This window comes from Nocardia aurea (genome assembly GCF_003123685.1).
Classification (GTDB): Bacteria; Actinomycetota; Actinomycetes; order Mycobacteriales; family Mycobacteriaceae; genus Nocardia; species Nocardia aurea.
This window is the reverse complement of sequence record NZ_QCYJ01000132.1, coordinates 124,983-138,999: the sequence shown is the minus strand read 5'-3', so window position 1 is coordinate 138,999 and position 14,017 is coordinate 124,983. Positions and strand designations below refer to the sequence as shown.

Annotated in this window: 11 protein-coding genes; 8 read left to right on the top strand and 3 right to left on the bottom strand. The window is 66.8% G+C overall.

From position 1 onward, the window contains the following. The first annotated feature begins 208 nt into the window (after nucleotides 1-208). Nucleotides 209-826: an HD domain-containing protein gene (locus DAT37_RS35870; RefSeq protein ID WP_109529398.1), complete on the top strand. Its 618-nt coding sequence runs from the start codon at nucleotides 209-211 to the stop codon at nucleotides 824-826. A 196-nt stretch (nucleotides 827-1,022) separates the two neighbouring features. Here DAT37_RS35870 and DAT37_RS35865 read toward each other — a convergent pair whose 3' ends face one another. The 3 genes from DAT37_RS35865 to DAT37_RS35855 all read right to left on the bottom strand — a co-directional run bounded on the left by DAT37_RS35865 (nucleotide 1,023) and on the right by DAT37_RS35855 (nucleotide 5,601). Then, nucleotides 1,023-3,029 (bottom strand): hypothetical protein, encoded by a 2,007-nt coding sequence (locus DAT37_RS35865; RefSeq protein WP_198654599.1) that lies wholly within the window; start codon nucleotides 3,027-3,029, stop codon nucleotides 1,023-1,025. Next, nucleotides 3,029-4,498, bottom strand: a complete 1,470-nt coding sequence (locus DAT37_RS35860) for a tyrosine-type recombinase/integrase (RefSeq protein WP_109529390.1) — start codon at nucleotides 4,496-4,498, stop codon at nucleotides 3,029-3,031. Before DAT37_RS35860 ends, DAT37_RS35865 begins: the two co-directional genes overlap by 1 nt. Before the next feature lie 89 nt (nucleotides 4,499-4,587). After that, complete coding sequence (locus DAT37_RS35855) at nucleotides 4,588-5,601, bottom strand: tyrosine-type recombinase/integrase (RefSeq protein WP_198654598.1); 1,014 nt, start codon at nucleotides 5,599-5,601, stop codon at nucleotides 4,588-4,590. Between the two features lie 223 nt (nucleotides 5,602-5,824). Between DAT37_RS35855 and DAT37_RS35845 the strand changes: the two genes are divergently transcribed. From DAT37_RS35845 to DAT37_RS35815, 7 genes are all read left to right on the top strand, one after another. Next, on the top strand, nucleotides 5,825-6,151 hold the full coding sequence (locus DAT37_RS35845; RefSeq protein ID WP_109529387.1) for a hypothetical protein: 327 nt from the start codon (nucleotides 5,825-5,827) through the stop codon (nucleotides 6,149-6,151). A gap of 511 nt (nucleotides 6,152-6,662) precedes the next feature. After that, entirely contained in the window at nucleotides 6,663-7,865 is a 1,203-nt protein-coding gene (locus DAT37_RS35840; RefSeq protein WP_109529386.1) for a hypothetical protein, read from the top strand. 504 nt (nucleotides 7,866-8,369) lie between these two features. Then, the gene (locus DAT37_RS35835) at nucleotides 8,370-8,912 is read left to right on the top strand and encodes a hypothetical protein (protein ID WP_157978858.1); all 543 of its coding nucleotides are present in this window, start codon (nucleotides 8,370-8,372) and stop codon (nucleotides 8,910-8,912) included. Between the two features lie 169 nt (nucleotides 8,913-9,081). Further along, nucleotides 9,082-9,618, top strand: a complete 537-nt coding sequence (locus DAT37_RS35830; RefSeq protein WP_109529384.1) for a hypothetical protein — start codon at nucleotides 9,082-9,084, stop codon at nucleotides 9,616-9,618. Nucleotides 9,619-9,724: 106 nt separating this feature from the next. Continuing rightward, the gene (locus DAT37_RS35825; RefSeq protein ID WP_109529397.1) at nucleotides 9,725-11,140 is read left to right on the top strand and encodes a DUF3560 domain-containing protein; all 1,416 of its coding nucleotides are present in this window, start codon (nucleotides 9,725-9,727) and stop codon (nucleotides 11,138-11,140) included. Nucleotides 11,141-11,414: 274 nt separating this feature from the next. Continuing rightward, on the top strand, nucleotides 11,415-12,932 hold the full coding sequence (locus DAT37_RS35820; RefSeq protein ID WP_109529383.1) for an ATP-binding protein: 1,518 nt from the start codon (nucleotides 11,415-11,417) through the stop codon (nucleotides 12,930-12,932). A 147-nt stretch (nucleotides 12,933-13,079) separates the two neighbouring features. Beyond that, nucleotides 13,080-13,679 carry a hypothetical protein gene (locus DAT37_RS35815; RefSeq protein ID WP_157978857.1) on the top strand — a complete coding sequence of 200 codons (600 nt, stop codon included), beginning with the start codon at nucleotides 13,080-13,082 and terminating at the stop codon, nucleotides 13,677-13,679. The last annotated feature ends 338 nt before the right edge of the window (nucleotides 13,680-14,017 follow it).

Below are 14,017 nucleotides of genomic sequence, written 5' to 3'. Positions count from 1 at the left end.
GAGCTCCTCGATTCGGCGCGAACCTAGCGGATACCCCCCACTCCCTCGACCATCCTCACATGCCGCCTACCGCGCGACCGGGCCTCTCCGACACTCGTAATGCCGTCTGCGCGCTGCCTCGACCGGCCGACCGGGTCGGTGGCGCAGGGAAAGGAAAGCCACCGAAGGGATCGGTAGGCGACATCCGCCCAGGGCTACCATGTTCGAAATGACCTCTGTTCTGCTGCGATTCGCTCTGTCCGACCCCGGATATGCGGGCCTGCGGTCGCTGCCGCGGCGAGTCGCCGATCTCCTGGAACGCCTCGATGCCCCACCTCGGCTGGGTGCTCACCTGCGAGCGGTCCACGATGTCGCGTGGCAATTGGCGGACTGGGTCTCCCGACATCATCATGGTGTGCGGTTCGACCGCGACGCGATGCTGTTCGGCGCGGCCACACACGACATCGGAAAGATCGTTCATCCCGAGGAACTGTCGAAACCGGGCTCGGCTCACGAATACGCCGGGTACGAACTTCTGCTGGCGCAGGGCTTCAGCGAGGAGTCGGCCCGCTTCGCACGGACCCACGGATCGTGGACCGGTACCGAGGTCCGTATCGAGGACCTGCTCGTCGGTCTGGCCGACAAGGTCTGGAAGGCCAAGCGTGTTCCCGAACTCGAGCAGTTGGTGGTGCAGCGCCTCGCCATCGACGGCCGACAACAACCGTGGCAGGTGTTCATGACTCTGGACGACGAGCTCGACAGGATCGCCGCAGACGCCGATCACCGGCTCGCCTTTCAAGCGCGCTACCCGGTCGGACCTGCCCACGACACGCACGGCACGGGTTGATACCGACCCCTGTTTCCGTGCTGAGGCCGTGCGCTGGGCGGGGTCTTCGATGGCCAGGTGTATGTACCAGAGGTCGTCGCTCCGGTCCCGCCAGGTCATGCAACGGATTCGAGCAACGAAGTCATTTATTTCGTCGACATCGGTCGACCCTGCCATCAAGTAGAGGAGCCGCCAAAGCCTCAGGCGCCCTTCGGATTCAGAGACCCGTCCGAAGGCGCCTTCGCCGCCCAGGAGACTGAGCAACGCGGGGTAGGCATCGGAGAAGTCGACCATCGCTGCATGTGCCGGTTCTTCCGGTTTGTTCCCATTCGTTGATCGTGAGCTGGTTGGCAATGGCTTCCTCGGCTGTGCCGCGGACGACGGTGATCTGATCGATGATCGTCCACCGCGTTTCCGACCGGCCGAAGTCCGAGGTATCGGCAGGCCGGCCCTGGCGTTTTCTGGGGTGCACGAGCATTGGGAACGCCAGACGCTCGGGAGGGAACTGGAAGGCCTGGCCGTTGCTGCCGCTGGATTTCTCGTGGTAGGGCCAGAGATGTTCGGTATCGCATTTGCTGGCTTCCCAGGACTGCAGTCGCAGTGGAACCAACCAGCATGCGGCTTCCTCGGGCGCGCAATCTGAGGGTTGCTCCGCCGAAAGGTCCTGTCCTGCTATATCTTCCTCGCGTAGCACGCGTGCATGGGCGACCCGTAGCCGCACTCGAGGATCGTGGAGGTGGCAGAGCAGGCAAACCCAGGGCCGCGCCGGACACGGCTTGCCGACCGGGCCGTGCAGCCCGCACAGCTGATCGGCGCAGGCCGCGGTGAAGACATCTCGTGTCCCGCCGACCAGCTCACGCAGGGTGTCGTCGTCGATGTTCATCGCGCCGATCAGCCGCGGATAGCCGTCGGCGAGTCCGGCGGCGTCTTCCTCGGTGATTACCGTCGGCGGGTGAGCGCGGCGCAGCAGATCGTGCTGGGCGTCCTCGATGATCGTTTCGACGGCATGCTGCTGGCTGGCTGTGGTGACGGTCAGGTAATGGTCGCCCTCGACGGCGGCGGTGTGGTTCGGGTCGATCGTGGCCCGCGCGTTGCCGGTCCAGGCACTTTTGCTCCGCATCACGTGATGGGTGGTGCGGATGCGTGCTCGATGGACTTTCAACGCTCTGCCGTCTGCGCCGGTCAGGCTGTAACGGCGGACCCAACGGGCAACCGAGTTGCGGTCGACGTTGCGGATCAGCCGTGCGTTGCCGGCCAGGCACAGCCCCAACCACAACTGATCACGGTGCTCGTGGCCAACTGTGCTGCGCAGCAGGGCCGAATGCGCCAGCCACTGTTCGAGCAGCCGCACTGCCGAGCGGGGCAGGTTCAGGCTCTCGGCCGCGGTGCGGCGTTTGACGTAGGACAGCAGGACGGTCGAATCCCCGGCCCAGTCGATGTCGTCGACTCCCAGGTCGGCGATGCCGTCAGGAACGATGCCCGAGTAGATCCCGAACAGCAGCCGGTAGGCGATCACGACGTCCAGATGTGGAAAGACGGCCTGCAATGCGTCGTAGAAGACCGGGATCCCTCGTCGGCGAAGAACGTTGTGGGATATGCCGACTGTTCGCGCGACCTCGGGTGTGCCCAGCGGGCCCAGGCGTGCCATCAGCCAGCAGAAGTTCTCCCAGGTCCATCCACCCTCGTTCGGATGACAGCCGCGCTGAACCGCGGCCAACGCTCGCCGATGGGTTGCATAGGAGTCATCGACCAGTGCCCGGCAGGTTTCGGTCAACCGCTGCCAATCGGCTTCCGGATAGGGCTTCAACGTGCCCCGGTAGGACTGAATGTTGAAGTGCCGCCCCGCCGCCAGCTCCAGTACCCCGTCGCCGAGGGGACCGCCGGAACGGGCATAGCCTTCGATCAGCGCCCGAGTCGCTGCCTCCAGCTGTGTCGGTCCGGCCATCCAGAACTCGGCCAGCTGGCCGCGGCGCAGTTGGCCGACACCGCCGGTGAAACCTTGCTCGGAGAACTTGTCGACCATCCTGCGCAGCGCCCGAAGATAGGCACCGACCGTGCCGACGGTGTCGGCACTGCCGTGCGGATGGATCAGTTCCACCAATCCGATCGCCAGGTCCCGCGTCAGCCGCAGGTTGGGTGACCTCGCGAGATCGAACTCTGCCCTGTTCCCGTCACTGAACACGCAGCTCAGCCCGAGCGGATCATCAAGCACGGTCGTCGGCATCACAATTCCTCGTCGGTGTCGTCATCGAATTCAGCCTCGGCCTCCCGCTGCGCGGCGGTATCGTCGGTGAGTCCTGCTGCGGCCCCGGCAGTTTCATAGGCTTCTCGGTAAATCCGTGTCGTATCAAGGCGTTTAACGTATTTTTCGGTGGTGAGCACGGTCGAGTGCCCGAGCAAATCGCGCAGCACCAGCAGTGGGTCGGCCTTGGTCAGGTAGAACACCAGCGCTGCGTCGGCGTCGGTGTCTAGCGCCAGCTTCGCTGCTCGCTGGTAATAGCCGGTCACCAGATACTCCAAAGTTCGCATGGAGAAGCTGTGCCGCAGCCGGTGCGGGTGGACGTGTGGGAACCGCGGCTCGAACCGGGCGCGGATCCGATCGGCGGTGCGCTCGAACACCGTCGCCCACGCCGTGAACGGACCACCGTCACCCTTGACTGCCAGCAGACACGACCCGCCGTCCGGAGCGACGAGCCGCCGGCGCTCGGCCGGGGTCAGCGACGCCCACGACCGCCGGATGCCGTTGATCCGCGCGCCGCGAGCATCCGGGTCGCTCATTTGCAGCGGCTCGCCCCACCGTCGTGGCGGCCGCCAACCCGAGCCGTCGGTGACCGCGGCCCGGTCGAGCTGCAGGTAGTCGTGCAGCCCGGCCAGCGCGGTGTAGGAGATCCAGGTGGTGCGGAACTTGCGGCCCTTGGTGATTCCGCCCGGAACTGGGAACGGGATCGGGATCGTCGTCGGCTCCGGTGGCAGTGCGGGGATCTCCCACGGCAGCAGATGGGTGAATTCGCCCAGCCGCAGCCCGGTCGACAGAGCGAGGTCGCCAATCGCGGCGTTGCGGGTCATCTCGCGTCCGCAGTAGCCGGTGTCGCGGTCGCCGTTGGGTGCGAGCCCGCGCAGCCCCTTCAGGAACAGGTCGGTGAACTCTGGTTCCAGGTATTTGATGGTCACGTGGGGTTTCGGGGTGCGGCGCACCGCCAGGTTCATCCTCACCTCGCGGCCAGTGCCGGCGTAGAGCGCTCGTGCTGTCCGGTAGGTGAACGGCTCAGCCGCGGCGAACCCTTCCTCCATTGCCCACCGGTAGAACAGCGACAAGATGCTCATGTGCTGCGACCAGGTGGTTGGGGCGAACCGTTCCCGGATCGGCCCGTCGGCGCGGTGCTCGGCGTAGCGGCTCAGCCCAGCCTTGAGCCGATCACGCGAATCGAACAGTCCCACACCATGTTCGGCGAGGAACTCCGTCCACTCCTTCACCGCCCGCGCGTAGTTTTCCCACGAACTCGGCGCCGGTGCCCCGCTGGCAGGGAGCAGCCGCAGCCACTGGTTGATCACCGTCGCCGGGCGCGGCGCGGCCGGGCCGTCCTCGAACTGTAGGTCGTCGTCTACCACTATCGGCATCCCTTCCGGGATCACCGGCCGATGCTCGACATCCCAGGACTGCCAGCCCGCTGCCGTGAAGTAGCTCAGGATCATGGGCGTCGACTGTAGAAACGCCACACGCCTGCCGCAACGGCCAAACGACCAGGCCGCCGACCCGTTTCGGGCTTATCGCAACACGGGAACTAAGCGGGGACAATGTGTCGTAGATCGTGCAGAGTCCAATTCGCGCACAATGCCTCGACAGCGCGCTGAAGGATCCGACGCGCGGCCCAGTAGGTCAGCGGTCGACTCTGGCCCCGCCGCGTTCGCCAGATCGCCACATTCGCCGCGGGCAGCCCCGCACTATCGAGATAGGCGGCCAGATACGCCAGAGCCTCGGGCGAAACCGGGACAGGCTCACGCGCACGGCTGCCCTTGGATATCACCCAGATCTGCCCCTTCTGCCAGTCCACATCCCCAAGACAGACTCCCAACAGCTCCGATGCGCGAGCACCCGAGGACACGTAGCACGCCAGCAACGCCCGGTCCCGATCACAACGCATCTCGGCGAACAACTCGTCCCACTGAGCATCAGGGATCGCCCGCGGCTGCCGCACCGGGATCTTCGGCCGCAAACGCGCCCGCCGATGCGGACGAGGCGGCTCGATCGCAGACCGATGCGCCAGAGCCCGACGTCGAGCCTTGCTCTCCGGAACAGGGTTGACCACCGGACCGCGCCCGAAATGCAGGTGAAACGCATAGAACCCGTGCACGACCGACAGATTGTGAGCGATCGTGCGTGGCGCATACCCACTGCCCAACAACGGCTTTCCCGTCTTCGGGTTCACCGACCCCGGCGGCAAGCCGCCTTCTCGACGCCGACGCCGCTGCGGATTCTTCGCCGCCCGCAACCACCCGACCAGCGCGGAAGCCTCCGTCTCTGTCGCCTGCTCCCAGCCCACATCCACGGCCCACAGCAGCCGGAACCAGCGCAGAAGATCATGACCATAGCTGCGACACGTCAGCGGACTCACATCACCGAGCAGCAGATCGTGCAGATACCGGCTGACCGGCTCGACCTCCCGACCCGCAGCGTCAACTACCACGAACGGCAGTGACAGCACTGGGTTCGGCAACACCGCGCCGATCCGGGGCAGATCAGCCCTGCCATCCATGAGATCACGATGAGCACCCGTGTACCGGCTTGTCTCGAACACGAGGACCGATGCTGCACAGATACGTCCGGAATCGCCAGCCGAGCAACGCGATAGTGCAGTCAACGGAGCACGCCGAGCACTATGGGCTGCGCCACGAGGTGGTAGCCCGCACCGGCGGGGATCTCCTCGACCGCGTCACCGAACGAGGGAAATGGCCTTCGCACCGAAACCGTTGGTGCACTGTTGACTGCACCAAGTCCTCGTTGGCTACGAAGGAGTTGGTGTGGTGAATGATCTGCGTGACTCGGTGATGAATGCTTCGACGGCGATCCCGCGTATCGGCGCGGTGATCGCGGGGCCGGGGAAGCTACCGCCGTTTCTGGTGGTGGACGGGCTCAGAGTGCAGGTGGAGCCGGCGGTGACGTATTTGCGGGATCTTGCGCTGGGTGATGCGAGCCCGTTGACCGGCAAGAGCTATGGGCATGACCTTCTTCGGTGGTTCCGGTTGTTGTGGTTGTTGGGGGTCGCGTGGGATCAGCGTGCGAGCCCGCCGCCCGGCTCGTTGCCGTACCACCGGCCGCTGGAATGGATCTCGGCCGTGCGACAGTGAGTAATGAGGCGTTCGCGCGACGATCTGTCCAGCGAGCACATCCATGAGGAGGGGCCACGGGCGCCGTGACGGCAGCGCAACCGGTGATCACCAAACCACTGCCGCCGACCTCGGGCGCGTCCGCGCCGAACTGACCGGAGACCGCCTCGGCGCGCCTGCGCCGAGGCGAAGCCACCGGGGCCGTGCGCTTCCTCGGTGCGGGCGCACCCGGCGTGATCGACACCGGTGCGGATTCGCGCAGGGCCGAGATTTCGGATCCCGAGACGGGCCCACCCGGTCGACGAAAATCGTTCCTTCCCTGCGGATCCGGGAGTCCGATCCGGCGATCGGCCGCGACCTCCTCCGGCGGGCACCTGCCGTCATCCCGTGAACTCGCGACCTGTCGAGAACCCTTGCACCACCGCACCACAGCTCGATACACTCATCTGGAAGAAGTAGTTGAAAACCTTTCCCACACATGGGGTTTCGTGCTACCCGCCGCCCCTTCTGTGGCGGTTCCCGAGGAGACGTCGTGCTGCTTTCCCCGCAATCCTCCGCCGGACCACTCGTCCACCGCCGCAATCCGGCACCGGCCGACGTCAGCAAGGCCGACCTCAGACAAGATATCTATACCGAGGTGGATTTTCCTTGGTACACCATTCATCTGAGCGAGCAGGCGGTCACCTGGATCGACGGCATGGGGCAATTCTTCGAGGAAGTCCTGAAGGAGTCGATGGAAGCCTTCGAGGAGTTCGTGCCCCTCTTCGCGGCCATCCAGGCGTATATCGACACCGAAGTGGAATCGATCAAGTCGGTATCCCGCGGGGTATCGGACCACAGGGTCAAATTGGAAGGCACCTTTCCCTCGCCCATCGTGAACCCGGTACCCGATCCCGGCTACAATCCCCCCGGTCCCGTCGGGCCCCCGGATACCGTGAACGGATTGCGATGGTGGACGGTGAACTCCATCAACGCCTACAAGGGCCGCTGGGCTTTCACCGCCACCAATACGAATCCGGACGAGCGGGTGTCGTCGATCTACTTCTCCACCGATTACAACGGCAGTACCATGCACACCAGCCCCAGGGACTTCCGCGACACCTACGCGTGGACCGCGTTGCGGGGGCATTCGGAATTCGACAGTGGATTGGATACCTGCGCCTACAGTCCCCGCACCGGTATGTGGTGGCTGTTCAACGGCCAGTACTGCGCGCGGACGAACGGCAACGGCGACACCCTGACCTGGTCGCCATCGAAACTGACGACGGTGTGGAGGGGACTACAGCGGATCGCCGACGGCGAATTCGGCGACGACGAGCGGAAGCAATGGAGCAACGGTATCTCCTGCGCCACGGCCGTCAACGAAAGTTACGTGTTCATCGCGGGAAACCGGCTCGCCATTCTCGACGCGACCAGTGGAGATTTCCACTCGTATCTCCCCTCTCCCATCGGCGTGACCGATATGTGGCCGACTCTCGCGGGTCTGCCCACGGTCGGCGTGATGGACGGACTCGGCCCGAAAGCCCTGTCCTTCGACACCACCGAGGGCAGCAACAAGTGGTTCCTGGTCTACCACAGCACGCTCTTCGTCAACTATCCCGACGGCGACTATCCGACCGGTTTCGGATACAACTTCATCGCCTGCGAAGGCGACCCGTCGACCTACGGCTACTACGCCTGGAACGCCATGTTCAACTACCTGCAATTCGAATGGCCGTATCCGGGCTGTATCTGACCCGCACCAAGCCCTCGAGGGTGTAGGCCAGGGCGAGGTACGCTGCGGGCGATCACGACTCCGGCTGGGTAGCCGATCCCGAATTCCACTGATCGTCACCAGTCAGCGACCGCCGCGCGGTCCGGACTGATCGGTATCCGGTGGATACCCGAGCGGCTTCCCGGCAAGATGAGAATCGTGTCCGAGGGGAATGGCCGAAGCGCGATACCCAGGTCCGCCGACCGAGCCGCAGCCTCCCGGCCCATCCGTTGTGAGATCCTGAGGCTTTCCTGGACCGAGCCTCGGTCTTGCGTGACGGTTTCCAGCGGATCCTCGGCTCGGGACCGGGTCCAGGATGCACCGAATCGCCCAGAGCTCTGCGGTGATCCGATCGGCGACATCGCCCCCGCATTCTCGCCCCGCCGCGTCGCCGCGCTGGAATCGCAGATCGAACAGATCACCCGCGACGAAGACCCCGACCGGGCCGACCCGCCGCCGACCCGGTCCACGACGGATACAGAGCCAGTGAGTGCAGCGCCAGGTTCGGTGGTGGTGTCGGTGGCGGATCTGCTGGCCTTGGTCGGCGGGACTCTCACCCGTGCCGAACTGCCTCGCGCGCGGGCCGCGATCCGGAAGTCGAGCGTCGGTGACACCTTCAGCGAGGTGGTGTTCGCGGTCATCACCGCACGCCGACACGAACTCGTCACCGGGCTGCGGGAGTTCTTCGATCCCGGGTTGTTCACCGGCCGCCTCGGCCGCGGCGCCCTGGCGGAGGTGCCCGGTGATCACATCGGTCGGCTGTTCGGGGATATCGAGATCGCGTCCGGGCTGTCGCTGATGCGGGTGTGCTGCGGTGACGCCGCCCGACTGTGTGTGCTCGACCGCAAGACCGACCGGTTGTTCGACCTCGGCGAGATCTTCGACGCCTGGCTGCACGGCGACGCGCCACTGCCCGGCCCCGTCACGCGGTGGATCGGTGAGGCCGTCGACGACTTCACCTACGACGAACTCACCCGCCTGGGCCCCCACGACTACCGGCTACCCGCACCCGCTCCCGGCCGCGTCTGACACCCCTTGGTCGTGGCGACGAACACGACGACATCGCCGCGCTGCCCTGGTTTCACTCTCGTGCTCCGCAATCACAAGGCGCGCACAGCGTTCGGCCGCGAGGTCGAAGCCGACCGCGACGCCACCCGCGCCCCCCCCCCACCTGCGCGCGACGTCGAAAGGAATTGGTATGGAGGATCGTTTACTGGGGCCGGTCGTCAAACGCACCGAGGCCCGTTGCTACAACACCGATGTCGGCCCCAGCGGATTGTGCACGGCGTGCGGCAGGCACACCGACGCGGTGTCCTCGGCGCGCGACGGTCACACCCCGGAGGTCTCCGGGTCGCTGGGATATGTCGCGCACTATCGGGATGGTTCCACGCGCACGATTTCCTCCGATGGCTCGTTCGTGTGGCCGTCGGACCGCGACGATTGCACCATTCTGGTCAGTGCCGAGGTTCGCCCCGGCCTGCCTGATCTCGGCGCAGTGGGGTGGTTCGCCGAGAGCGACCGTGCCGCCGAGTACGCGGCGATCCTGACCGCGTCCGGCGATTACCGCGCGGGCGGGGTGTGGATCACCGAGGAGCCCGGGGTGAGTCATCGCGTCGATCTCTGGTCTCGGGTTCCACCGCGGCGTGGATCGGTGAGCCCGTCGACGACCTCACCCGCGACGAAGCCACCCCCGACCGGCCCACGGCCACCGACTCCCCGAACCCGCTCCTGGTAGAGACCGACTTCGTTCGCCTGGGTCCGCGACCACGGCAACCACACGATCATGCCCGAATCATGCCTGCATGCGCATGTCGACAACTATCGGAAAGGAGGTGGTGCTCGTGTCGGCACTCACGATCTCTCATACCGCCGAAGAGGGCACCCTGTTGACCGGAACCGACCGTGGTGACGGCACCTACGAGGTCATGTCCGCGGTGCGCGAGACGGTCGGGCATTGGCGGTGGGGCCGCAGCCTGGACGGCTGGTACGTGGTGTCCTCGCGTGATCGCCAACCCAAGCAGTACTACATCGACTACGCCGCCAAGAAGTTGCGGGAGGCCGGTTACACCGTCGAGGTCGACATCGACCGCTCCTCGCGCGCGACCGAGGACGCCGAGACCGACCGCGCGAGCCGCCAAGCCGACAGGGTCGAGGCGTTGCGGGACAAGGCATCCCGCAAAGACGCGAAGGCCGACGCCGCGGAAGCCGCGCATCAGCGAGCCCACGACCGTTTACCCCCGTTCGGAGAGCCCATCAAGATCGGACACCATTCCGAACGCCGCCATCGCAACGCGATCGACAAGGCGTGGAAGGCGTTCGGTCGCTCGGTCGAGGCCGGGCGCGACGCCACCCGCGCCCACCATCGCGCCGAATCCGCCACTCACACCACCGAACTGCGCAATTCCCCACGCACGGTCGCCAACCGGATCGACACCCTCGAAGCCGAGCAGCGCGGCGATCAACGCACCCTGGACGGGCACACCCGCCGCTTCCTCGACGGCCACGGCGAGGTCTACCAAACCCAGACCACTGGGGCCGCGACCGGTGAGCATCGGGAGCGGGTGCTGGCCCGCATGACCCAGCGCGAGAAGGACATCGCTTACTGGAAACAGGTCCGACAATCCCAGATCGACCAAGGGCAGACCCCAGGGTGGGGACGTGAGGACTTCACGGTCGGGGACTTCGCGCGCGCTCACGGGTCGACATGGCGGCAGATCACGCGCGTGAACCCGAAATCTGTTTCGGTGGTCAACTTCTCCCTCTCCCCGCTGATGCTGCACACCATCACGGCGAAGATGACCGGGCATCGATGGATCACCACCGACGACACCGTGCGCTTCCACGACATCACCGCCGTCATGACCGAAGACCAAGCCCGCCAACGGTTCCCCGACATCTTCGCCGACCTCGACGCGACCAGCCTGCCGCCGCGCCCGAAACGCAAACCCGGGAAAACCAAACTCGACTACCAGCGCGGCCTCCAGGCCGAGCACTGGTCCTGGCACCTCGACGGCATCGACTACGACGCGACATGGCCGCACCCGCCGCACTGGTTCGCCACCCCACCCGAACCCATCACCGACCCGGGCATGCTGCGCCTACGCGCACGCCACCGCCCGGCCGAGCGTGTGCACGGTGACCCGGTCGAACTCCCCGTGACCGAGTTCGCGATCACCGGGCCGGTGCGCTGGCCCGAAGAAGTCCACAACCAGGTCCGTGCCCTGGTCGAGGCCCGCACCTACCTACCCACAGCCTGACCCCGTCGACACCCGAGCGGGCGACTACCGCGATCCCGCTAGGGGTCACGCAATCCGCTGCGACACCGCAGCATCCGATGAATGCGGCAGCGCCGTCGACCTGCTCGGTCGCCATCGGACCCATTCCCCTGCCCGCGTTGCCCCGCTGCGGCTTCCCGCCCCCTTGTCCCCCGCCTCGAGATCGGAGATCCATCATGGCGTCCAGTCCTGTCCGCCAGGCGGTTTCGACCCGCCGTCGGCCCCTGCCCGTCGACCGGCGCGTTGAGGGTGGCCGGTGAGGGGCGCGGTGGCGTGGTCGGTGAGCGTGGCCGGACTCACCGGGCACCCACGCAAGGTGACGGCCGAAGTCACCCCGGGACTGCCCTCGCTCACCGTGACCGGTCAGTTAGATGACCAGGTGCCCGCGTGTCTCGACCGGGTTCGCACGGCGATCACCGCCAGTGTCCAGGACTGGCCGCAGGCCCGGGTCACGCTCACCATGTCGCCGCCGGCCGGTTCCGTCATCGACGGTATGGATGATCTCGCCGTGGCGGTAGCGGTACTCGCTGCCGACGCCCCGGCCACGATCTCCGCGTCGCGGCTGGCCGGGGTCGTACTGCTCGGGCGACTTGCCCCCGACGGCACAGTGCGGGCCGTGCGCGGGATCCTGCCCGCGGTCCTGGCCGCCCGCGACCACGGCCACACCACCGTGATCGTGCCACGCGAAAGTTCGACCGAGGCCGCTCTCGCATCGGGGATCACTGTTCTCGGTGCCGATCACCTCGCTGCGGTGTTGGCCTGGCTCAGCGGCGCCGACGACGCCCTGTCCAGTCCTGTCGCTGTCGCGGTGCCGCCGGAATTCACCGGTGTGGATCTCAGTGACATCCGTGGTCACTTCCGGGCGCGGTGGGCTCTCGAGGTGGCCGCGGCCGGGGGACACCACCTGCGCCTGATCGGGCCACCGACCGCCGGGCTCGGCGCACTCGCCCGACGCCTGCCCGGGTTGCTGCCGCGCCTCACCGAGACCGAATCGCTCCAGGTGAGGGCGGTCGCGTCGCTGACCGGCCTGCTGCCCGAGGGGCCGCTCGCACCACTCAGCGCGCGCCCCTATGTCGAGGTCCATCATTCGGCGAGTGCGCGGGCGTTGTCGGGCAGCGCCGCCACGGCGCGTCCCGGCGCATTGGCCCGCGCTCATCTCGGTGTGCTGCATCTGGAGTCCTATCCCGAACTGCACGACCGCACCATCGAGGCGTTGCGGGTCGCGCTGGATGACGGTGAGGTCGTGGTGGCCAACCGGGACAGTCTGCTGCGTCTGCCCTGCGACACCGTCGCGGTGTTCACCTCGGCCGAATGCCTGTGCCCCGCAACCCAGGACACCGTCTGTGCCTGCCCGGCCGCGGCCAAACGCCGTCACAAGGAACGGCTGCACACTGTGCTGGCCGGACGGGTCGACATCACCGTGCGCGAGGACCCCGACACCGGTCGCGGTTTCGGAGACGATTCGCGTGAATCCAGCGCTGAAGTCCGTGCACGGGTGAGCGCGGCACGCGCGGCGGCGGTCCGGCGGTGGCGCGAGCACGGCTACACCAGCAACGCCCGCGTCCCCGCACCGCTGCTGCGCCGACAGTTTCCGTTGTCGCCCAAGCAGGCAGCACCGCTCGAGGCGGCACTGCGACTGGGCCTGATCACCCGCCGCAGCGCCGAGGGGACCCTCGCGGTCGCGGTCACCATCGCCGACCTACGTGGTGCCGAAAACCCCAGCACCCACGACATCGTCGAAGCCCTGCACCTACGCGGATCCGACACACCATAGGACGCACGACCCGACGCCGCACCCGTACCTACGACCGCCGAGGGCACAGCGGGGCCGTCTCGAAATCCACTGCCAGTGCGGCCGATATGCCATCTCGCCCTACACCGGCTGCGGTGTTGTCGTTCCCTTCGAAGGAGTCATCGCCCCATGTCTACACCCGTGCCCACCGACCCGTCCGCCACCGATATCCGTACCCGTATCGAGACCGCTTACGCGCGTGCCGAGAGCTTCGTCTGGGGTGTGTTGCACATCCAGTATCCTTCCACCCCCGAAGCCGCCACCGCCCGAGCGTTCGCGTCCGCCTACGCCGAGCGCGTCACCGAATCCTTGACCGACGCTGAGGTTTCCGTGCCCGGTCTGGCGGAGGCGTGGGTCGCGTGGCGGGTCGCCGGTGATCTCACCGCGAACCTGGCCCCCGCCCGGGTCTCGGTCGAGCGGGTGCCGCGTTTCGAGGAGTACGACGCGGCGTTGGGGAACCGGACGGCGTGGTGGCTGTGTGCCGAGGCTCTCGGTTATGTGCGTGGCTGGTGTGACGCGGCCGGTGTCGGGTCCGGTGACGCGGTCGATTTCGCCCACGCCTACGCCGTGCTCGTGGCCGCGGGCGGGTCGCGCCCCAATATCGCCGATGCCTGGACCAACTGGCGTGCGGGCCGCCCCCTCACCGCCTTCGGCACCCAGGCCCCCGATCAGCCCACCCCGGAAGCCCACACACCGATCCACGCACCGGCCGAACGGATACCGCGATGAACAGCGCCGAGCACCTCACCCCCCCGGCCGCGGTGTTCCGTGACATCTGTCTCGTCTGCGGTGGCCTGCCCGCCGAGCTGTTTCCCGGCGACGACATCCCCGGGACGACCGAACGGAGAACCCTTGTGATCGATACTTTCGCCTGGACGGTGACCCTCACCGGCTCCGGTGGCACCGACCTGGCCATGATCGCCGCCAGTTTCACGGCCGTCGCGGACCCGGTCGCCGAATCGGTGCTCGCGTACCCGGTCTCGCCCGAGCCCCGGAATCGGGTCCGCGCGGATCTGATCAACAGCGACGCCGGATATCCGAACGACCCGTATCGCCTCTACCGACTC